The following is a 19,769-nucleotide window of genomic DNA, read 5'->3' on the forward strand; positions in this document are numbered from 1 at the left end:
GAGGCGCGCGGCCGGCGAGGCGCGCGGTCGGCGAGGCGCGCGGCCGGCGAGGCGCGCGGCCGGCGAGGCGCGCGGTCGGCGAGGCGCGCGGTCGGCGGCCTCCGGCCCCCGCTCCAGGGTCTCACGGGCCACCGACAGATTGCGGCGGTGGCGGGAGGTGGGGCTGTGGGTGGGTTAGTGGCGCTTGAAGGGCTTGGGCAGTTTGAAGCCGCGGTCGGACATGACGTCGCGGAGGCGGTTGGGGTAGTCGGTGATGATGCCGTCCACGCCGTCGTCGATGAGCTTGTGCATGGTGGCCGGGTCGTTGATGGTCCAGGGCACGACCTTCAGACCGTGCGCGTGGGCCTCGTCCACCAGGGCCTTCGTCGTGAACGGCACGTAGTTCGGGTCGCCGACCTTGCCGTTCTGCGGGTTGCCGTGCACCGGGGACAGGGCGGTCGCGCCGAACGACTTGACCGCCTTCACCACGCTGCCGCCGAAGTCCGCCAGGTCCAGGCCGCCGGTCCACGGGGAGCCGGGACGCAGGAACTCCGGTTGGGTCAGCGCCACCAGCGGCAGGCCCGGTTCGGCCTTGCGCCACAGCATGAGCGTGCCCCAGTCGAACGACTGGATGGTCACGTTGCGGGAGAAGCCCGACTTGCGGATCTCGCGCCGGGTCACCTCGACGAACTGCTCGCGGGGCGCGGTCTCGTGGGGAGCGGCGGCTTCGACCTTCGTCTCGATGTTGAACTTCACCGTGAACGCCCGGTACTCGCGCGCCAGCGCGAAGACCTCCGCCAGGGTGGGCATCCGCGCGCCCGGCGACAGTTCCTGGTCCGGGTACTGCGACCACCGGCGCGACCCGCAGTCCAGCGTCCGGACCTGCGCGAACGTCAGGTCCTTCACGTACTTGCCCGCGTACGGGAACGCCGGGTCGCCGGGGAACGCCGGCGCCGTGTCGACGCACTTGTTCGGGTTGGTCCGACGGTCGTGCGTGACGACCTCGCGGCCGTCCTTGGTGATCTGGACGTCCAGTTCCAGCGTGGTGACGCCGAGTTCGAGCGCCTTCGCGAACGCCGCCAGGGTGCTCTCGACGGTCAGGCCGATCCCGCCGCGGTGCGCCTGCAGGTCGAACTTCCGGTGCCCGCCGGCGTTCGCCGACCCGGGGGCCGGCAAGAGGACCAGCAACGCCGAAACGACCGCCACCACGAGTGCCCGCATGCGACCACCGTGGCACGCCGCCGCCGCGCGACCCAAGGCCGTTCGGGCGAAGTGTGCTTGAACAGCCGGGAAAACCCGGTCAGGACCGCACGCCCCGCAGGAACGCCGCCCACCGCGCCGCCGGGAAGCTCAGCGGTGTGGCGGGGTTCTTCGAGTCCCGCACCCCCACGGACCCGCCCGCGCGCGCCACCTCCACGCAGTTGGCGTTGGTGGCCGCGGTGCTGCGGCTGCTCTTGCGCCACTCGCGCGAGTCCACAGTGGACACAGCCGGCACGGTGGACACCCCCTCACTCCGCCAGGATCCGCTGGACCAGGGCCACCGACTCGTCGAGCCCCAACGCCTGCGTGGTCAAGTGCTCGAACGCGACCCTGGCCTCGATGGTCAGCCCCTCGTCCTCGATGTGCACGGCCCCGAACGGGTGCTCCACGTACAGCACCGGCGGGTCGGTCGGGTCGGCGAAGGACAGCAGCGTGAACCCGCCGCCCATCGCGCCGTGCGCCCCGCCCTCGTGGGCCAGCACGCGGAACCCCACGTTCGGCAGTTCGGCCACCTCCAGCAGGTGCTCCAACTGCGCGCGCATGACCTCCCGACCGCCCGGCCCCTTGCGCAGGGCCGCCTCGTCCACGACCACCTCCAGCCGCAGCAGGTGGTCGGGGTCGGTGAGCCGCCGCTGCCGCTCCTGCCGGGCCCGGACGTCGCGCTCGTCCTGCTCCCGGTCGCCGGTGAACGGGCGCGCGGCGCACAACGCCCTCGTGTACTCGGCGGTCTGGAGCAGGCCCGGCACCAGCAGCAGCGACACGTCGCGAACCTCGGCGGCCTCGGTCTCGACGTCGATGTAGCCCTGGTCCTCGACCCCGAGCGCCGTCCACCACCCGCGTTCCCGGGCGCGCAGGGCCTCCAGCACGATGTCCGGGTCGTAGTGGTCGTAGAGGTCCATCATCGACTTCACCAGGTGCGGGTCGACCAGGGTCTCCCCCTTCTCGATCCGGTGGAGCGCGGACTTGGTCTTGAACAGGGCGGTGGCGGCGCCGTCGAGGGTCAGTCGGGCGTCGGCGCGCATGCGGGCCAGCTTGCGGCCTAGCCTGCGCCTGCGAAACGGTGGTTGCGTACTCACAACATCGAGTATGCCGGCGAGATCGTCCGAAAACTTCACCGCAACGGGTGTATTCGACCTGGTCAGCGAGCGGTGCAACAGAATCGCGGCGGGCCGCGTATTGGTGGTGCCGGGGTGTGTCACGACAGGAACGGGGTCGGTGTTGGACGAAGGGGCGTCCTTCGACGAGTTCGTCCACGAGCACCAGCAAGGGCTGGTCCGGTACGCGGCGCTGCTGTCGGGCAGCCGCGCCGAGGCCGAGGACCTGGTGCAGGACGTGCTGGTCCGGGTCTACCAGCGCTGGGGTTCGCTGGACGGCCCGGTCTACGCGTACGTCCGGCGGGCGGTCACCAACGAGTACCTGTCGTGGCGGCGGCGCTGGCACACGCGCAACGTCCGGCCGGCGGGCGACGACCTGCCCGACCGCGCCCACCACGACCCGCCCTACCGGGAGCGGGACGAGCGGCTGTGGCGGCTGCTCCAGGGGTTGCCGCGGCAGCAACGGGCGGCCGTCGTGCTGCGCTACTACGAGGACCTGGCCGACGCGGAGATCGCCGAGGTGCTCGGGTGCCGGCTGCCGACGGTCCGCGCGCACGTCAGCCGCGGCCTGTCGGCGCTGCGGTCGGCACTGCCGGAACACGCGTGGAGGGGCCATGACTGACACCGAGGACGAGCTGCGCCGCATGCTCGCCGCCCGCGCCGGCCGGGTCCGCTCGACCCTCACCGGCCCGGCCATCCGCGCCCGCGCCGCCGCCCGCCCGCGCGCCCCGCGCCGGTTCGCGCCGCTGGTCACCGGGGTGGCCGTGGTGCTCGCGGTGGTCGTGGCGAGCCTGCTGCTGGTGCCCGGCCCGCGCGGGGAGGACCGGCCGGCGACGAGCGTGCCCGCCGGCGACCCGCGCCCGACGGTCACCACGACCACCGAGCCGCCGACCACCGAGTCGCCGACCACGACGTCCCGCCCCACGACCACCACGCCGGCCACGACCACCACGCCCGCCACGACGACGTTCCGCCCCACGACGACCTGGCCCGGCTACCCGACGATCACCACGACGCGGTGAGGTGCAACGGATCCGGGCCGGGACGCATGGAGATCACGTGGGCAGGAGGGCCCACCAGCACGAGGAGGACTCCATGCGCTTCACCTTCCGCTCCCGCCGGACCGCGGTCGCGACCGCGCTGGCGCTGGGCGTGGTGGCCGCCGGTGGCGTGACCTGGACGGCGCTCGCCTCGGGGTCGGCGGACGGGGGCGTGGTCGGCACCACGACCCGGCCGACGACCACCACCACGAGCCCGACGACCACCACCACGAGCCCGGCGTCCACGCCGCTCCCGCCGACCGTCACCACCAGCCCGCCGCTCACCACGACCCGACCGGGCGAGCCGACGACGCACTGGCCGACCACCACCCCACGCCCGACCACCACGACCGAGCTGCCGACCACCACGACCCGGCTACCGACCACCACGACCCAGTGGCCGACCACCACGACGCAACGGCCGACCACGACGACGCACTTGCCGACCACGACGACCCGCTGACCGGAAGGGCCGGCCGCGCGGGTCCGCGGGCCGGCCCCACCGGCGGGTTCGGGAAGACCTAGCGGGGCGAACCGTGCGAGCGGACGGCCCGCAGCTCGGGGGCGGGCGCGTCGCGCAGCTCCACCACCCGCATCCGGCGCAACGTCGAGGGCGCGACCGGCAGCAGCAACGTCGTGATCCGCCGCACCAGCAGCATGGTCAGCACCACCACGGCCGTGGCCAGCAGGTCCGAGACCGCGTGGAACAACACCCCGTCGGCCAGCGCCTGCACGCTCGACCGGAACGACCACGCCACCGTGAACACCGCCCACAGCCCGGCCGCCACCCACAGCCCCCACCACCAGCGCACCAGCCGGGACGGCGACGGCCGCGCCGACGCGGGCAGCCGCAGGGCGGCATGCTCCAGCTCCGCCGCGACGGACCCGGCCATCACCAGGTTCACCCCCGGCACCAGCACGCCGACCAGGACCTCGGTGTCCGACCGGGACGGCGCGTAGCCGGCGGCCGACGCGGCGGCGGCACGCGCTCGGCGCAGCCACAGGAGGGTGAACACCACCCCGCCCACGACCATGATCAACGCCAGGATCGACGCGGACCGCAGCATCGCGTCCGACACGTCGACGGTGGTCGGCGACAACGCCCCGTACCGGCTCTGCAGCAGCAGCACGTACCGCCAGACCTCGCTGCCCGCCGCCCACAGCAGGGTCAGCGCGGCCAGCCCGAGCACGTGGAACGCCGTGCGCGCCAGCCGCTGGACCTGCTCGACCGAGTCGACCTCGGCGGCGTCCCCGGCCACCGACGTCGGCCAGCGCCACGCCAGCAGCGGGAAACCCCACCGGGGCGGCACCGGGTAGGACGGCGGACCGGCGTACGGGCGGGGCGGCGGGGCCAGCCGACGGTGCGGGTAGGCGCCGGCCGGCGGGCTCGCCACCCAGTCCACGCGCATCGGCTGGAACGCCACGTCAGATGACCTCCGGCTCCGCGCCGGCCCTCTCGCTCACCAGCGGACGGCCCTCGGTGGCCCACACCTGCATGCCGCCGTCGACGTTGGTGGCGTCCCAGCCGTTGGCGTTGAGGTACTGGGTCACGCGCGCCGACCGGCCACCCGCGCGGCACACGACCAGCAGCTCCGCCTCGGGGAGCTCCTCCAGCCGGCCCGCCAGCTCGCTCATCGGGATGTGCAGCGCGCCGGGGGCGTGGCCGGCCTCCCACTCGTCGGCCTCGCGCACGTCGAGCAGGACCTTGCCGGCCGGCAGCTCGGCCGGCACCGACGACACATCAACGCTCGGGATCACGGCCACCATGCTGCCATGCGAGGGGGTAAACAGGGGATAAGCGCCGAAGGGCCGCCCCCGCGCGTGGCGGAGGCGGCCCCGGGCCGGTCGTCGATCAGTGCGAGATGGCCTTCTCCGCACCCACACCGGTGAGCGCGCGGACCTCCATCTCGGCGTACTTCGCCTTGTCGTCCTCCTTGGACAGCACGGTGCCGAGCCAGCCGAGGAAGAACGCCACCGGGATCGACACGATGCCCGGGTTGGACAGCGGGAACACGTCGAAGTCGGCGGTCGGGAACATCGCCTTGGCGTTGCCGGACACCGCCGGCGACAGCACGATCAGCGTGATCGTCACCGCGAGGCCGCCGTAGATGCTCCACAGCGCGCCGGAGGTGTTGAACCGCTTCCAGAACAGCGAGTACAGGATGGTCGGCAGGTTCGCCGACGCCGCCACCGCGAAGGCCAGCGCCACCAGGAACGCGATGTTCTGGCCGTTGGCCGCGATGCCGCCGAGGATCGACACGATGCCGATGACGATGGCGGTGATGCGGGCGACCTTGACCTCGTTCGCCTTGTCCTCGGCCTCGCCCTTCTTGATGATGTTGGCGTAGATGTCGTGCGCGAACGACGCCGACGCGGTGATCGTCAGACCGGCGACCACGGCGAGGATCGTCGCGAACGCCACCGCCGCGATCAGGCCCAGCAGCAGCGGGCCGCCGAGCGCCTCGGCCAGCAGCGGGGCCGCCGAGTTCGCGCCGCCGGGCGCGCCGGCGATCTTGTCCGGGCCCACCAGCGCCGCGGCGCCGTAGCCCAGGACCAGCGTGAACAGGTAGAACAGGCCGATCAGCCAGATCGCCCAGACCACCGAGCGGCGGGCCTCCTTGGCCGTGGGCACGGTGTAGAAGCGCATCAGGATGTGCGGCAGGCCGGCGGTGCCCAGCACCAGCGCCAGCGCCAGGGACAGGAAGTCCAGCTGGGACGTGGCGGTCTTGCCGTACTGCAGGCCCGGGCCGAGCAGCTTCTCGCCGGCCTTGGGCGCGTTGTCGACGGCCGCGCCGAGCAGGCCGGACAGGTTGAGCCCGTACTTGCCGAGCACCCAGAGCGTCATGACGCCCGCGCCGACGATCAGCAGGACGGCCTTGATGATCTGCACCCAGGTGGTGCCCTTCATGCCGCCGATCAGCACGTAGGCGATCATCAACGCGCCGACCACGGCGATCACGAGCGCCTGGCCGCCCTTGCCGGTGATGCCCAGCAGCAGCGCGACCAGACCGCCCGCGCCGGCCATCTGCGCCAGCAGGTAGAAGAAGGACACGGCCATGGTGGACGTGGCCGCCGCGGCGCGCACCGGGCGCTGGCGCATCCGGAAGCTCAGGACGTCGCCCATCGTGTACTTGCCGGTGTTGCGCAGCAGTTCGGCGACCAGCAGCAGCGCGACCAGCCAGGCGACGAGGAACCCGATGGAGTACAGGAACCCGTCGTAGCCGTTGACCGCGATGGCGCCCGCGATGCCGAGGAACGACGCGGCGGACAGGTAGTCGCCCGCGATCGCGATGCCGTTCTGGGGACCGGTGAACGCGCGGCCGGCGGCGAGGTAGTCCGCGGCGGTCTTGGTGTTGCGGCTCGCGCGGATCACCACGAACAGCGTGGCGACCACGAAGATGCCGAAGATGCCGATGTTGAGCAGGGCGTTGTTGTTGTTCACGCCTGACCCCCTTCGAGCTCCTCGCGGATCGCTTCCGCACGGGGGTCGAGGTTCTTGTTGGCGTGCCGCACGTAGAGCGTGGTGATCGCGAACGTGGACACGAACTGGAGCAGGCCCAGGATGAGGCCGACGTTGATGTTGCCGACCACCTTCTGCGACATGAAGCCGTGCGCGTAGTCGGCGAGGAGGACGTAGAGCAGGTACCAGGCCAGGAACAGGCCGGCCATGGGGAACACGAAGGAGCGCAACCTGCGGCGCAACTCCTTGAAGTCCGGGCTTTCCTGCACTGCGACCCAGTCGTGGGTCGCCCCAGCGGGGGTGGCGCCCCCTGAAGCGTTTTCAGTGGTGCTCACGTTCCCCTCCTCGCACTTGTCGGCGGTGTGAACGGCACGTAACCCCTCCTGGTGCGTTCCTGATACGCGCAGCACCGTAGGGAGACGTGGCTCACGCCTGAAAGACCCCGGACGTGGACTTGCGCTCAACAGTCGAGTGATGCGATGAGCGGTAGGAATGCTGAGACGAAGTGCCGTTGGGGTGACGGACCTCACCGATAACCGGATCGGTGGTTCCAACTTCACCCGATCGAGACCTTTTCGGACCTCTGAGTGATCAAAGCGCAGGTCCGAACGGGGTCGCGCGCACACGACAGAGGACGCCGCCGGCTTCTCGGGACCATCCGGAACCCGGCGCTCACCCCCTCCCTGGTGGCGAAGAACACACCGCCACGACCGACCGCCACGGGTGCGGCCGGACCCGTGGCGCTCGTGACCACAGGTCGCGCCCGCGCTACGGACACAATGCCATCCGGCCCAACCGATCTGCGAATTTTTTCCACCACGGCCCGCTAGGATGCGGATTTGTGCTGGACGACCTGGACCGCGCGCTGGTGCACGCGTTGCACGTCAACGGCCGCGCCCCGTTCAACTGGATCGGCGCGGTGCTGGGCGTGTCCACGCAGACCGTGATCCGCCGCTACCGCCGGCTGCGCGCGGAGGCGGGGCTGCGGGTCGTCGGCCGGACCGACCCCGCACGCACCGGCGGGAACCGGTGGCTGACCCGCCTGACCGCCGGTCCCGCGACCACCCGGGACATCGCCGAGTCGCTCGCCCGGCGCGACGACACGTCGTGGGTCAAGCTCGCCTCCGGCGGCACCGAGATCTTCGCCGTCGTCACCGGCGACTCCCTGCCGCTCCAGGACCTCCCGCACGCGGCGGGCATCACGGCGGTGTCCGCGCACCTGGTGCTCAACACCTACCTGGGCGGCCCGACGGCGTGGCACGGCCGGGCCCGCGCCCTCACCCCGGAGCAGGTCGCGGCGCTCTCGCCCCCGCGCACCGAGGCCGAGGGCCGCCCGCTCGCCGACACCGACGCGCCCCTGCTCGCCGCGCTCGCGGAGGACGGCCGCACCGGGCAGGCGGCGCTCGCCGAGGCCACCGGGTGGTCGCCGGTCACCGTCGCGCGGCGGCTCAACGCGCTCCAGGCCGCGGGCGCGGTCTTCTTCGACGTGCGGGTGGACGAGCGGCTGTTCGAGCCGAGCACGCACGCGCTGCTGTGGATGTCCGTAGCGCCCGCGCACCTCGACGCCGTGGCCCGGACCCTCGCCGGGCACGGGGAACTGGCCTTCGTCGGGGCGACCACCGGCCCGACCAACCTGTGTGCGCTGGCCCTGTGCCCGACCCCGGCCGCCCTGCACCGCTACCTGACCGAACGGCTCGGGGCGCTGGAGCACGTCCAGGGCATCGAGACCTCGCCCGTGCTGCGGACGGTCAAAGCACTCGATTGAGTGACGTCACCCCGCGGCCGTTCCCTCGTTGATCCGTGCGCCGGGATGAACGGTTTCATCACCCATGAATCGTCCATAGGGGTTCATTGTCCCGCAAAACCCGGCCCGGAAATTCTTTTTTCACTCCATCGTGTAATAGCCGAAACGATGCCTGTGCGCTTTTCGATGAACGGGCATCCCGTCGGACTGAGCCACCCCGGAGTGACTCCTGAAAGACCAGCACCGAGCCGCGTTCGACGTGCTCGCCGACACCCTCGCGCGGTGCCGCGCGCAGCACGTGTCCGGCACCCTTCACCTGGTCGGTGACCTGGGCGGACGGTGCCACCTGCGGCAGGGGGCGGTGATCGCCGCGGACAGCCCGGGAGCGCCGGGCGCGGACGCGCTGCTCATGCGGTCCGGGCGGGTCGCCGAAACCGATTGGACCGCCGCGCTGCGCGCCGCCGCGAACCGCGGGTCGCACCGCGCGGAACTCGTCGCGCGCGGGTGCACCACGTTTTCGGAACTGAATGTCACCGCTTTGATGGTCGCCCACGACAGCACGTTCGCGGCGGTCGTCGGCGGCATCGGGAAATGCGTGCTCGACCCGCGCGAAACGGACGTGGCGCTGCCGGTGGACCGCGGGATCGACCCGGACGTGCTGCTCGCCGAGACCCACCGCCGGCTGGTCGCGCTCGCCGCGCTGCGCGTGCCGGTCACCCCGCACCGCGACCGCCTGGCCCGGCTCGGCCCGCCGGAGGACGCCCACCCCGGGCGGCGGGCGATCCTCGCCGAGGCGACCGGCCGGCGCACCGCCCGCGACATCGCCTTCCTGGTGGGGCGCGGCGTGTACGCGGTCACCGTGGACGTGTCGCGGCTGATCGCCGAGGGCCTGCTGGAGATCGTCCCCGCGCACCGGCAGATGACCGGCCCACCACCACGCGGCCCCGGCGCCCGAACCCCGTCGCGGTCCACAAAGGACACCGTGACCGCCACCCCGCTCGCCCCCGACGCCGCGCCGACCGTCCCGAACACCGCCGCGGTCGCCCCGCCGTCCGACCTGCCGCGCCGGAACGCGCCGGCTCCCCGACCACCGGTCTGGCAGGCGTTGCCCCGCCTGCTCGGCCGCCGGAAGAACCCGCCCACCCCCTGAGAAAGGACCAGCAGTGGACTACGACGCGCTGACCGCGGAGCTGTGCTCGTTGCGGGAGCGGGTGTCCGGGGTGACCGACACCCTCGTGGCGGCCATCGACGGACTGCTCATCGCGGCCGACACCGCGCCGACGCTCGACCCCGAGGGCGTGTCCGCGCTCGCCGCCGCCGACCTCGGCCTCGCCCGCCGCACCACCGCCGCGATCGGCCAGGGCACGTTCCGGCAGACCGTCGTGCACAGCAGCGGCGGCTACATGGCCGTCTACGCCGTGGGCCCGATGGCGCTGATGGTCGTGCTCGGCGACGAAGGCCTCGACATCCACCGGCTGCACCTGGAGTCCCAGCCGGTGATCGAACGCATCGACTCCCTCCTGTCCACCCTCTGACCCGGGAGGAACACCGAAGTGAACGCGATGGCGAAAGGCCAACGGCACCTGTCCGACCACGTCGGGGCGGTGGTGAAGCGCCTGCGCCAGGAGGTGCCCTCCTGCGTCGCCTCCGGCGCCGTGGACATGGCCACCGGCATGCTCCTGGCCTACGAGACCACCGACAGCCACCCGTCGGAGGTGCTGGACCTGCTCGCGGGCGCGACCCTCGACCTGTTCCAGGGCCGCACGGTGACCATGATCGAGGACATCTTCAAGGAGCGCCGCGGCGTCAGCACCGCCGAGCACTACTTCCAGGAGATCCTGGTCAACAGCACCAACCTGACCCACCTGTTCATCCGCAACAACGAGGAGGACGACGTGGTCGCCGTCGTCGTCTGCCCCAAGTCGGTGAACATCGGCATGTTGTTCGCCTCCGCCCGCCGCGTGATCCGCGAGCACGGCGGCTTCTGACCGGCGTCCGCCTCCCCGCCGCACCGCGCCCGGCGGGGAGGCGCCGCCCTCAGCCGCGAGGCTGGGCGCCGTCCCGGGAGTCCTCGCCCGTCCCGAAGCGCTGCACGTCGCGGTCGCGCATGAAGCCCAACGGGTCCGGGGCGTGCAGGCGCAGCAGGATCTGGTTCACGTCGTCCGGCCGCCGCCGGCCGGTCAGCTTGCTGATCATCACCATGGTCAGGAACGCCACCGGCACGGTCACCAGCGCCGGCTGCAGCGACAGCGCCGGCGTCGACCAGCCCGACAGGGTGCACACCACGTTCACCGCGAGCGCGACCAGCACCAGCCCGCCGCCGACCAGCATGCCCGCCATCGCGCCCACCCACGTCAGGCCGCGCCACCAGATGCCCAGCAGCAGCAACGGGCAGAACGTCGACGCCGCCAAGGCGAACGACATCGCCACCGTCAGCGACGCGTCCCCGCGCGGCAGCAGCAGGGCCAGGCCGATCGCCACCGCGCCGGTCAGCACCGTCGCCCACCGGAAGTCGCGCACCTTGCCCGGCAGGATGTCCGTGGACACCACCCCCGCGACGCTCACCACGAGCCCCGACGAGGTGGACAGGAACGCCGCGAACGCGCCCGCCGCCACGACCGCGCCGAGCACCTGCCCCAGCAGGTTCGGCTGCATCGTGCCGGGCAGCAGCAGCACCGCCGCGTCGGTCTTGCCGGTCACCAGCAGCTCCGGCAGGTACTGGCGGGAGATCACGCCCAGCACCGTGGGGAACAGGTAGAACAGCCCCAGCAGGTACATCACGTGCAGCGCCGTGCGGCGGGCGGCCTTGCCGTCGGGGTTGGTGTAGAAGCGGACCAGGACGTGCGGCAGGCCCATCGTGCCCAGGAAGGTCGCCAGGATCAGCGAGTACGTCTCGAACAGCCCGCCCAGCCCGCCGGTCTGGGGGCGCAGCCACTGCTCGTTGCCGGTCGGCGCGCCCTCCACCACCGGGACCGGCGAGCCCCGCTCGAAGCGCAGTTCGGTGTTCTTGCCGATGGTGTAGGTGCCGACGTCCCAGTACGCGCGGCCGTCGGCGGGCGCGCCGTTGACCGTGCCGCGCGCCGTCAGCTCCATCGGCTCCACGACCCGGACCCGCACCGGCTCGGCGGTGGTCACCTCGACCGACTCGTGGAACCGCAGCACCCCGCCCTCGTCCACGCCCTGCGCCCCGTTGCCCGGCGCCGCCAGGAACACGGTGAACAGCACGAACGTCGGCGCGGCGATGGCGAACAGCTTGCCCCAGTACTGGAAGGCCTGCACCAGCGTGATCGCGCGCATCCCGCCGCCGAGGACGTTCACCGCGACGATCACGGTCACCGCCACCGCGCCCAGCCACGTCGGCAGGCCGGTGATCGTGTTCAGCGTCAGCCCCGCGGACTGCAACTGCGGCACCAGGTACAGCACGCCGATGCAGATCACGAAGAACGTGCAGAAGCGCCGCAGGTTCGCCGAACCCAGCCGCGCCTCGGCGAAGTCCGGCAGCGTGTAGGCGCCCGACCGGCGCAGCGGCGCGGCGACGAACAGCATCATCGCCAGGTAGCCCGCGGTGAAGCCGATCGGGTACCACAGCGCGTCGATGCCGTCCTTGAGCACCAGCCCGGCGACGCCCAGGAACGACGCGGCGGACAGGTACTCGCCGGAGATCGCGGCGGCGTTGCGGGTGGCCGGGATGGCGCGGCGGGCCACCAGGAAGTCCGGTGTCGTGTTGGCGCGGCGGGAACCCACGTAGCCCAGCAGGAAGGTCAGCGCCGCGACGACGACCACCAGCCCGAGGCTCCACAGGTTCCCGGTCACCGGTCCACCGAGCTGACGAAGTCGTGTTCGTGGCTCTCGGCCAGTCTTCGGTACGCGTACCCCACCGCGTACAGCAGCGGGAACGGCAGCAGGCCCAGCAGCACCCACGGCAGCCGCACGCCCAGCAGCTCGACCTCGGCGATGGCGGGCACGAGGTAGAACAGCACCGGCAGCGACGCCAGCAGCAGCAACGTGCCGCCGCCGAGCAGGAACGCCGTCTTGAGTTGCTGCTTGATCAGGTCGCGGATCAGCTTCTCACCGACGCTGGTCTGCTCCTCCAGCTCGATGATCGTGCGCAGCACCCGGCCGCGACCGCGCGGATCGGCGAGCACGACCCGCCGGCGGCGGTTCTTGCGCGCCGACACCGCCAACCAGGCGTCCCGCTCCCCTGGCTGCGGTTGGTCCGGCTGGCCCGGCGGCCCGGAGTGCCTGCTCATCCCCAACTGCTCTTGGGGGGTCGCACGATCCGTTCCTTCAGCTCACGGGTGTGCCGCCGGCTGACCGGCAGCTCCTTCGCGGACTCGCCCGAGCCGATCACCACCGCGTAGCCGTTGGACGTCATCCGCAGCTCGGTCACCAGCGGCAGCGCCACCAGGAACGACCGGTGGATGCGGACGAACCCCGCGTTCTCCCAGCGTTCCTCCAACTGGGCCAACGGGATGCGCACGAGGTGGCTCTGGCCGTCGTTGGTGTGCAGGCGCGCGTAGTCGCCCTGCGCTTCGACGTACCGGACGGTGGCTCGGGGCACGAGCTTGATGGTGCCACCCAGCTCGACCGGGATGACCTCTTCGTCGGCGGGTTCCTGCGGCGCGGGTTCCGGCTGGGCGGCCGGGGTCGCCGACACGCGGTCCACCACGCGCGAGATCGCCTTGTTGATGCGGTCCTCGTTGATCGGCTTGGTGACGAAGTCCAGCGCGCCGACCTCGAAGGCCACCACGGCCTCCGAGTGCTCCACGCCGGTCACGAAGACCAGCGCGGGCGGCGCGCGGAACGCGCCCAGCACCCGGGCGAGGTCGGTGCCCGACAACCCCGGCATGTTGATGTCGGCGAACACCGCGTCGACCGGTGGGCGGCCCGCGCGGGTGCGGTCCATCACCTCGACGTCGTAGTCACCCCGGAGGATGCGCAGGGCCTCGGCCGCGTCGAAGGCGGTGAGCACGCGGCGGATGTGCGGGCTGCTCTCAAGCAGGTACTTGATCTCGCTCAGACCGGGCGCCTCGTCGTCCACCGCCAGAACGAGGAGGCCGGCGTTGTCCTGGGTACTCACTGTGCCGCGCATCTTGCCCAGTCGCGCGGGGTCGTGTCTACGCGGGGTCGCGCGACACGACCCCTCAATGACCTGGGTGAACGTTCACAAGCCGAATCGCGACCAGCGCGCGCGCTCTTCCAGCGCCGCCAGGCCCTCCAGCAGGAAGTCCCCCGATCGGGTGGCGCTGCCGGCGAGTCCGAGGCGCGCGAGGAGGGGGCGGCGGGGCTCGGCGACCGACACGTCGGCGTCCGGGTAGCGCTTGGCGACGACGCCGCGGAGGGTGCCGACGCCGTCCACGAGCCCCAGTTCGGCGGCCTTGGCGCCGGTCCACACCTCGCCGGAGAACAGGTCGGCGTCCGCGCTCAGCTTGGCTCCACGGCGTTCCTTGACCCACTCGACGAACTGGCCGTGCAGGTCGGTGTGCAGCCCGCGCAGCCACTCGACGTCCTCGGGCTTCTCCGGCTTGAACGGGTCGAGCCGCACCTTGTGCTCGCCGGCGGTGTAGACGCGCCGCTCGACGCCGTGGCGCTCCAGCAGGCCGTTGAGGCCGAACCCGGCGCTCACCACGCCGATCGAGCCGACCAGGGACGTCCCGTGCGCGTAGATCTCGTCGGCCGCGCACGCCAGCCAGTACCCGCCGGAAGCGGCCACGTCCTCGCAGAACGCCAGCACCGGCACGCGCTTCTTCGCGGCCAGCTCCCGGATGCGCTCGGCGACCAGCGCGGACTGCGTGGGCGCGCCGCCGGGCGAGTTGACCAGCAGCGCGACCGCGACCAGCCGGTCGTGGTCGAAGGCCCGGGTGAGGGCGCTCTCGACGTTCTGGATGTTGATCGTGTTGCGCGCCATCGGCGTCGGCGTCGGCGTGATGACGCCGTGCAGGCGCACCGCGGCCACCACGGGGCCGCGGTCGGCCCGGTCGGCGACGATCTTCGGCAGGCGGGCAGCGATCTTGTCCGTCACGCTCATGCCTTCGACCTTACGTGTGCCCACGATCCGGGGTGGTGCGGCTAACATCGGTCGGTGACGTTCAACCCGATCCGGTGGCTGGAGCGGTACGTCGAGTGGTGGGACGAGCGCGGCAGGCGCAACGCCGACGGCCCGACACCCATGCACATCTACTGGATGTGGATCATCTGGTCGGTCGTCGCCGTGATGGTCTTCGCCTCGCTGTCCCTGGCCGCCGCCTGACGCCGGTCCGCCGCCCGGGGCCGGTCAGGCCCGGACGACGGGTTGCTCGGCGGTCTCGTCCAGCCTGGGCGGGACCAGGGGCAGGTTGGTCCGGACGCCCGGCGAGTACTTGGGGACCTTGAGGATGATCTTCATGCCGGCGTCCGGGGCGGTCTCCACGACCAGGGCGTAGGCGTCGCCGAAGACGGCCCGCATCCGGTGGTTGATGTTGCCCAGGCCCACGTGCGCGCCGGTCTGGTGGGCGTCCTTGAGGTCCTCGAACAGCCGGTCCGGGTCCATGCCGACGCCGTCGTCCTCCACCGAGATCAGCGCTTCCGCGCCGTTGTCCTCGGCGATGATCGTCAGCAGCCCGCCGCCCGGCTTCTTCGCCAGGCCGTGCCGCACGGCGTTCTCCACCAGGGGTTGCAGCACCAGGAACGGCATCACGACCTGGAGCACCTCGGGCGCGATCTTCAGCCGCACGTTCAGCCGGGGGCCGTACCGCGCCTGCTCGATGGTCAGGTAGCGGTGGATGTTGGTCAGCTCGTCGGCCAGGGTCGTGAAGAAGCCGTCCGTGCGGAACGAGTAGCGGGTGAACTCGGCGAACTCCTGCAGCAACTCCCGCGCGTGCGCGGGGTCGGTGCGGATCAACGACGAGATGGTGTTCAGGGCGTTGTAGACGAAGTGCGGCGAGATCTGCGCCCGCAGCGCCTTGACCTCGGCCTGCGCCAGGGCCTGCCGGGACTTCTGCAGGACTTCCAACTCCAGTTGCGTGGACACGAAACGCGCTGTCTCCTCGGCCATCCGGATCTGGCGCTTGTTCGCCACACCGCTGACGACGATCAGTGTGCCCGCCACGTCGTTCTCCACGATCAGGGGAACGACCACGGCCGAGTGAAGGGTGCACGGACCCGGCAGTTCGCAGTCCAGCTTGCGGTGCTCGACGTGCTCCTTGCGCACCTCGCCGATCGCGCGCTCGATGAAGGGCCGCAGGAACTCGTAGTGGTCGTTGGCGCCGCCGTCCCAGGACAGCAGGGTGCCCTCGTGGTCGGTGATGCCCACCGCCACGCACCGCAGCATCTCGCGCAGGTGCGGGGTGGCCTTGTCGGCGGCTTCCTGCGTCAGACCCTCGCGGAGGTCGGCGGACGCCTTGGACATGCGGTGCAGCATGTCCATCACGGCGTCCTCGACGGAGGTGCTCACCCTGCGGGCGCGGCACAGCATCACGAAGAGGCCCAGGACGGCCAGGGTCGCGATGACACCGAGGACCGCGCGCTCGGTCAGGAGGTCACGCACGGCGTCCATGCTGTTCCGTGTTGTGCCCTCTCGGCAAGGGGGCGTCCACCGGATCGGGTAGACATCGGATGAATATCGGGTCACAGTGGTCGGCGTGCACAAGGTCGCCCTGTTCGCCACCTGCCTGACGGACACGCTGTACCCGGCCACGGCCCGCGCGACCGTGCGGCTGCTCGAACGCCTCGGGTGCGCCGTGGACTTCCCGCTCGACCAGACGTGCTGCGGTCAGATGCACTTCAACACCGGCTACCGCGCGCACGCCGTTGACCTCGCGGTTCGGTTCGCCTCGGTGTTCTCCGGGCAGGACGCGGTGGTGGTGCCCTCCGGGTCGTGCGCGGGGATGGTGCGGCACGTCCAGCCGGGCCTGGGGGCGGCCCCGCCGCCCACCTACGAGCTGTCCGAGTTCCTGGTCGACGTGCTGGGCGTGACGGACGTGGGTGCATACTTCCCCCATCGGGTGACCTACCATCCGACGTGTCACTCTCTGCGCATGCTGGGTGTGGGCGCGAAGCCGCTCGCGCTGCTGCGGGAGGTTCGGGGTCTCGAACTCGTGGAGCTGCCGCAGGCCGAGTCGTGCTGCGGTTTCGGCGGCACGTTCGCGCTGAAGAACGCCGACACGTCCACCGCCATGCTCGCCGACAAGATGCGGTGCGTGCTCGACACCGGCGCGGAAGTGCTGACAGCCGGTGACAACTCGTGTCTCATGCACATCGGCGGCGGCCTGTCCCGGCTGCGCACCGGCGTCCGCCCGGTCCACCTGGCGGAGATCCTCGCGAGCACGGAGGAGGAGCCTTGGGCACCCGCAACCCGGTGACCTGGCTGGGCAGCCCGACGTTCCCGGAGGCGGCCCGCACCGCCCTCGCCGACACCCAGCTGCGGCGCAACCTCCGCAACGCCACCACGACCATCCGCGGCCGGCGGCTGGACGCCGTCGGCGAACTGCCCGACTGGGAGCAGTTGCGCCGCGCCGGCGAGGCGATCAAGGACGACGTGCTGCACCACCTGGACCGCTACCTGGAGCGGCTGGAGGAGTCGGTCACCGCGCGCGGCGGGGTCGTGCACTGGGCGCGGGACGCCGCCGAGGCCAACGCGATCGTGCGCGACCTGGTCGGCGACGCGCGCGAGGTGGTCAAGGTGAAGTCCATGGCCACGCAGGAGATCGGGCTCAACGAGGCGTTGGCCGAGGCCGGGACCACCGCCGTGGAGACCGACCTGGCGGAGCTGATCGTGCAGCTCGGCGACGACCGCCCGTCGCACATCCTGGTGCCCGCGATCCACCGCAACCGCAGCGAGATCCGGGAGATCTTCCGCGCCGCCGGGCTCGACCCGTCCTCCGACGACCCGCGCGTGCTCGCCGAGGCCGCCCGCGCCCACCTGCGCCGCAAGTTCCTGTCCTGCGAGGTGGCGATCTCCGGGGCCAACTTCGCCGTCGCCGACACGGGTTCGGTGGTGGTGCTGGAGTCCGAGGGCAACGGGCGGATGTGCCTGACGCTGCCGCGCCGGCTGATCACCGTGATGGGCCTGGAGAAGGTCGTGCCGACGTGGCGGGACCTGGAGGTCTTCCTGCAGCTGCTGCCCCGCTCGTCCACGGCGGAGCGGATGAACCCCTACACCTCGGTGTGGACCGGCGTGACGCCCGGCGACGGGCCGGAGGAGTTCCACCTGGTGCTGCTGGACAACGGCCGCACCGCGACCCTCGCGGACCCGGTCGGGCGGCAGGCGCTGCGGTGCATCCGGTGCTCGGCGTGCCTGAACGTGTGCCCGGTCTACGAGCGCACCGGCGGCCGGTCCTACGGGTCGGTCTACCCCGGCCCGATCGGCGCGATCCTGACGCCGCAACTGGTCGACGACCCGCACGACGAGCAGGCCGCGTCGCTGCCGTTCGCGTCCTCGTTGTGCGGCGCGTGCTTCGAGGTGTGCCCGGTGCGCATCGACATCCCGTCCGTGCTGACGCACCTGCGGGCGGAGGCCGTCGAGGCGAAGGGGCGCAGCGCGGAGTCGGTGGCGATGGCCGCCGCCGCGTGGGTGTTCGCGTCGGCGTCGCGGTACGAGAAGGCGCAGAAGCTGGGGTCCCTGGCGGGGTTGTTCGCCCGCGACGGCCGCGTGTCGTGGCTGCCGGGGCCGGGCGCGGCGTGGACGTCGTCGCGGGACGCCCCGGTGCCGGCCCGTGAGCCGTTCCGCGAGTGGTGGAGGAAGAACCGTGGCCGGTAGTCGTGCGGAGATCCTGGGACGGGTGCGGGCCGCGTTGCGCGACAGGCCCGCGACGCCGCCGGTGGTCCGTGATTACGTCCGCACCGGCGAGGCGTCCGTGGAACTGCTCGCGGAACGCATCGCGCACTACCGCGCGACAGTGCACGTCGTGACCGAACAGGAAGTGCTGCCGCTGCTGGCGAAGCTGTTGGCGGGCAAGCGGATCATCGTGCCCGAGGGTCTGCCGTGGGACGTGCCGGGCATGACGGTCCTGCGCGACCCGCTCACCGTGGAGGAGTTGGACGCGGCGGACGGCGTGCTGACGGGGTGCGCGGTGGCCATCGCGCAAACCGGCACCATCGTCCTGGACGGCGGCCCGGGCCAGGGCAGACGCGCACTGACCCTGCTCCCCGACCACCACGTGTGCGTGGTCCGGGCGACCCAGATCGCCGGCACGGTCCCGGAAGCCCTGGACCGCCTGGACCCGGTCCGCCCGCTGACCTTCATCAGCGGCCCGTCGGCGACCAGCGACATCGAACTGGACCGCGTCGAGGGCGTCCACGGCCCCCGCCGCCTGGAGGTCGTGGTCGTCACTTGAGCAGGCGCGACAACCGTCGGTCGGCGAGGGGTTTGCCGCCGGTCTGGCAGGTCGGGCAGTACTGGAACGCGCGGTCGGCGAAGGAGACCTCGCGGACCGTGTCACCGCACACCGGGCACGGCAGGCCGGTTCGCGCGTGCACCCGCAGGCCCGAGCGCTTCTCGCCCTTCAGCCGGGCCGCCGACTGGCCGACCGAGCGGGCCACGGCGTCGGTGAGCACGTCCACCATCGCGACGTGCAGGCGGTCCAGGGACTCGGCGTTCAGCTTGCCCGCCGTCGCGTAGGGCGACAGCTTCGCCGTGTGCATGATCTCGTCGGAGTAGGCGTTGCCGATGCCGGCCATGAGCGTCTGGTCGGTCAACGCGGTCTTCAGGCGCTCGGTGCGGCCCTTGAACAGCTCCTCCAGCCGTTCCCGGGACACCGACAGCGCGTCCGGACCCAGCCGCGCGACGCCCGGCACGTCCGTCGGGTCGGCCACGATCCACGCCGCCAGGCCCTTCTTGGTGCCCGCCTCGGTCAGGTCGAACCCCGGGCCCTCCCCCGGCGGACCCAGGTGGACGCGCAGCGCCAACGGTCCCTTGCCCGGCTTCGGGGGGGCCGCCGACAGGGTGTCCGACCAGCGCAGCCAGCCCGCTCGGGCCAGGTGGACGACCAGGTGCAGGCCGTCGCAGTCCAGGTCCAGGTGCTTGCCGTGCCGGCCCACGCCGGTCACGGTGCGGCCCTGCAACTCCGTCCACGGCGGGCTGAACGTCTTCAGGACCTGCAACGACGCCACGTCCAGGCGGTGGACGACGCGCCCCACGGCGTGCTCGCGCAGGTGCTCGGCCAACGCCTCGACCTCGGGTAGTTCCGGCACCCGACCAGTGTCACCCGGGATCG

General features: G+C 71.9%; 24 protein-coding genes. 10 read left to right on the plus strand and 14 right to left on the minus strand.

Annotation, left to right across the window (positions count from 1 at the left end):
• Positions 1 to 174 precede the first annotated feature (174 nt).
• The 3 genes from AB0A74_RS11775 to AB0A74_RS11785 form a co-directional block, all read right to left on the minus strand.
• Positions 175 to 1,200: a glycerophosphodiester phosphodiesterase gene (locus tag AB0A74_RS11775; protein ID WP_358248796.1), complete on the minus strand. Its 1,026-nt coding sequence runs from the start codon at positions 1,198 to 1,200 to the stop codon at positions 175 to 177.
• Positions 1,201 to 1,279: 79 nt separating this feature from the next.
• A complete protein-coding gene (locus AB0A74_RS11780) occupies positions 1,280 to 1,465 on the minus strand; it encodes a DUF397 domain-containing protein (protein WP_358248797.1) in 186 nt (61 codons plus the stop codon).
• 22 nt (positions 1,466 to 1,487) lie between these two features.
• Complete coding sequence (locus AB0A74_RS11785; protein ID WP_358248798.1) at positions 1,488 to 2,354, minus strand: helix-turn-helix transcriptional regulator; 867 nt, start codon at positions 2,352 to 2,354, stop codon at positions 1,488 to 1,490.
• A gap of 100 nt (positions 2,355 to 2,454) precedes the next feature.
• Here AB0A74_RS11785 and AB0A74_RS11790 point away from each other — a divergent pair, with 100 nt between their 5' ends.
• Together AB0A74_RS11790 and AB0A74_RS11795 are read left to right on the plus strand one after the other, a co-directional pair.
• Complete coding sequence (locus tag AB0A74_RS11790; protein ID WP_343933702.1) at positions 2,455 to 2,955, plus strand: SigE family RNA polymerase sigma factor; 501 nt, start codon at positions 2,455 to 2,457, stop codon at positions 2,953 to 2,955.
• Entirely contained in the window at positions 2,948 to 3,355 is a 408-nt protein-coding gene (locus AB0A74_RS11795) for a hypothetical protein (RefSeq protein WP_358248799.1), read from the plus strand. The genes AB0A74_RS11790 and AB0A74_RS11795 overlap by 8 nt, the downstream gene beginning before the upstream one ends.
• Positions 3,356 to 3,388: 33 nt before the next feature.
• Here AB0A74_RS11795 and AB0A74_RS11800 read toward each other — a convergent pair whose 3' ends face one another.
• From AB0A74_RS11800 to AB0A74_RS11820, 5 genes are all read right to left on the minus strand, one after another.
• Positions 3,389 to 3,823 carry a hypothetical protein gene (locus AB0A74_RS11800; protein WP_358248800.1) on the minus strand — a complete coding sequence of 145 codons (435 nt, stop codon included), beginning with the start codon at positions 3,821 to 3,823 and terminating at the stop codon, positions 3,389 to 3,391.
• Between the two features lie 71 nt (positions 3,824 to 3,894).
• On the minus strand, positions 3,895 to 4,797 hold the full coding sequence (locus AB0A74_RS11805) for a DUF4328 domain-containing protein (RefSeq protein ID WP_358248801.1): 903 nt from the start codon (positions 4,795 to 4,797) through the stop codon (positions 3,895 to 3,897).
• A 1-nt stretch (position 4,798) separates the two neighbouring features.
• On the minus strand, positions 4,799 to 5,140 hold the full coding sequence (locus tag AB0A74_RS11810) for a rhodanese-like domain-containing protein (protein ID WP_358248802.1): 342 nt from the start codon (positions 5,138 to 5,140) through the stop codon (positions 4,799 to 4,801).
• Positions 5,141 to 5,225: 85 nt separating this feature from the next.
• Entirely contained in the window at positions 5,226 to 6,815 is a 1,590-nt protein-coding gene (locus AB0A74_RS11815) for a cation acetate symporter (protein WP_358248803.1), read from the minus strand.
• Entirely contained in the window at positions 6,812 to 7,168 is a 357-nt protein-coding gene (locus AB0A74_RS11820) for a DUF485 domain-containing protein (protein WP_358248804.1), read from the minus strand. The genes AB0A74_RS11815 and AB0A74_RS11820 overlap by 4 nt, the downstream gene beginning before the upstream one ends.
• A 506-nt stretch (positions 7,169 to 7,674) precedes the next feature.
• On the opposite strand from AB0A74_RS11820, the gene AB0A74_RS11825 reads away from it, so the two are divergent.
• From AB0A74_RS11825 to AB0A74_RS11840, 4 genes are all read left to right on the plus strand, one after another.
• Positions 7,675 to 8,598, plus strand: coding sequence for an Lrp/AsnC family transcriptional regulator (locus AB0A74_RS11825; protein WP_358248805.1), 924 nt, complete (start codon positions 7,675 to 7,677; stop codon positions 8,596 to 8,598).
• A 238-nt stretch (positions 8,599 to 8,836) separates the two neighbouring features.
• Positions 8,837 to 9,727 (plus strand): hypothetical protein, encoded by an 891-nt coding sequence (locus AB0A74_RS11830; protein WP_358248806.1) that lies wholly within the window; start codon positions 8,837 to 8,839, stop codon positions 9,725 to 9,727.
• A 13-nt stretch (positions 9,728 to 9,740) separates the two neighbouring features.
• Entirely contained in the window at positions 9,741 to 10,112 is a 372-nt protein-coding gene (locus AB0A74_RS11835) for a roadblock/LC7 domain-containing protein (protein ID WP_358248807.1), read from the plus strand.
• Between the two features lie 27 nt (positions 10,113 to 10,139).
• The gene (locus tag AB0A74_RS11840) at positions 10,140 to 10,565 is read left to right on the plus strand and encodes a hypothetical protein (RefSeq protein WP_343933712.1); all 426 of its coding nucleotides are present in this window, start codon (positions 10,140 to 10,142) and stop codon (positions 10,563 to 10,565) included.
• A gap of 49 nt (positions 10,566 to 10,614) precedes the next feature.
• Here AB0A74_RS11840 and AB0A74_RS11845 read toward each other — a convergent pair whose 3' ends face one another.
• The 4 genes from AB0A74_RS11845 to AB0A74_RS11860 all read right to left on the minus strand — a co-directional run bounded on the left by AB0A74_RS11845 (position 10,615) and on the right by AB0A74_RS11860 (position 14,605).
• The gene (locus tag AB0A74_RS11845) at positions 10,615 to 12,390 is read right to left on the minus strand and encodes a cation acetate symporter (protein ID WP_358248808.1); all 1,776 of its coding nucleotides are present in this window, start codon (positions 12,388 to 12,390) and stop codon (positions 10,615 to 10,617) included.
• Entirely contained in the window at positions 12,387 to 12,827 is a 441-nt protein-coding gene (locus AB0A74_RS11850) for a hypothetical protein (protein WP_358248809.1), read from the minus strand. The genes AB0A74_RS11845 and AB0A74_RS11850 overlap by 4 nt, the downstream gene beginning before the upstream one ends.
• A complete protein-coding gene (locus tag AB0A74_RS11855) occupies positions 12,824 to 13,669 on the minus strand; it encodes a LytTR family DNA-binding domain-containing protein (protein WP_343933716.1) in 846 nt (281 codons plus the stop codon). The genes AB0A74_RS11850 and AB0A74_RS11855 overlap by 4 nt, the downstream gene beginning before the upstream one ends.
• Before the next feature lie 72 nt (positions 13,670 to 13,741).
• Positions 13,742 to 14,605 carry a S49 family peptidase gene (locus AB0A74_RS11860; protein WP_358248810.1) on the minus strand — a complete coding sequence of 288 codons (864 nt, stop codon included), beginning with the start codon at positions 14,603 to 14,605 and terminating at the stop codon, positions 13,742 to 13,744.
• A gap of 54 nt (positions 14,606 to 14,659) precedes the next feature.
• Here AB0A74_RS11860 and AB0A74_RS11865 point away from each other — a divergent pair, with 54 nt between their 5' ends.
• The gene (locus tag AB0A74_RS11865) at positions 14,660 to 14,827 is read left to right on the plus strand and encodes a hypothetical protein (protein WP_343933718.1); all 168 of its coding nucleotides are present in this window, start codon (positions 14,660 to 14,662) and stop codon (positions 14,825 to 14,827) included.
• Positions 14,828 to 14,851: 24 nt separating this feature from the next.
• Here AB0A74_RS11865 and AB0A74_RS11870 read toward each other — a convergent pair whose 3' ends face one another.
• On the minus strand, positions 14,852 to 16,111 hold the full coding sequence (locus tag AB0A74_RS11870) for a histidine kinase (protein ID WP_358248811.1): 1,260 nt from the start codon (positions 16,109 to 16,111) through the stop codon (positions 14,852 to 14,854).
• 85 nt (positions 16,112 to 16,196) lie between these two features.
• Here AB0A74_RS11870 and AB0A74_RS11875 point away from each other — a divergent pair, with 85 nt between their 5' ends.
• Genes AB0A74_RS11875 through AB0A74_RS11885 form a run of 3 tightly spaced genes read left to right on the plus strand, consistent with a single transcriptional unit; the run spans position 16,197 to position 18,890 of the window.
• Positions 16,197 to 16,916 carry a (Fe-S)-binding protein gene (locus AB0A74_RS11875; RefSeq protein ID WP_358248812.1) on the plus strand — a complete coding sequence of 240 codons (720 nt, stop codon included), beginning with the start codon at positions 16,197 to 16,199 and terminating at the stop codon, positions 16,914 to 16,916.
• Positions 16,895 to 18,313 carry a LutB/LldF family L-lactate oxidation iron-sulfur protein gene (locus AB0A74_RS11880; protein ID WP_358248813.1) on the plus strand — a complete coding sequence of 473 codons (1,419 nt, stop codon included), beginning with the start codon at positions 16,895 to 16,897 and terminating at the stop codon, positions 18,311 to 18,313. Before AB0A74_RS11875 ends, AB0A74_RS11880 begins: the two co-directional genes overlap by 22 nt.
• Positions 18,303 to 18,890 (plus strand): lactate utilization protein C, encoded by a 588-nt coding sequence (locus AB0A74_RS11885; protein WP_358248814.1) that lies wholly within the window; start codon positions 18,303 to 18,305, stop codon positions 18,888 to 18,890. Before AB0A74_RS11880 ends, AB0A74_RS11885 begins: the two co-directional genes overlap by 11 nt.
• Here the strand turns inward: AB0A74_RS11885 and AB0A74_RS11890 are convergent.
• Positions 18,883 to 19,746, minus strand: coding sequence for a DNA-formamidopyrimidine glycosylase family protein (locus tag AB0A74_RS11890; RefSeq protein ID WP_358248815.1), 864 nt, complete (start codon positions 19,744 to 19,746; stop codon positions 18,883 to 18,885). The genes AB0A74_RS11885 and AB0A74_RS11890 overlap by 8 nt on opposite strands.
• Positions 19,747 to 19,769 lie beyond the last annotated feature (23 nt).

The organism is Saccharothrix sp. NPDC042600 (assembly GCF_040647305.1).
GTDB classification, from domain to species: domain Bacteria; phylum Actinomycetota; class Actinomycetes; order Mycobacteriales; family Pseudonocardiaceae; genus Actinosynnema; species Actinosynnema mutabilis.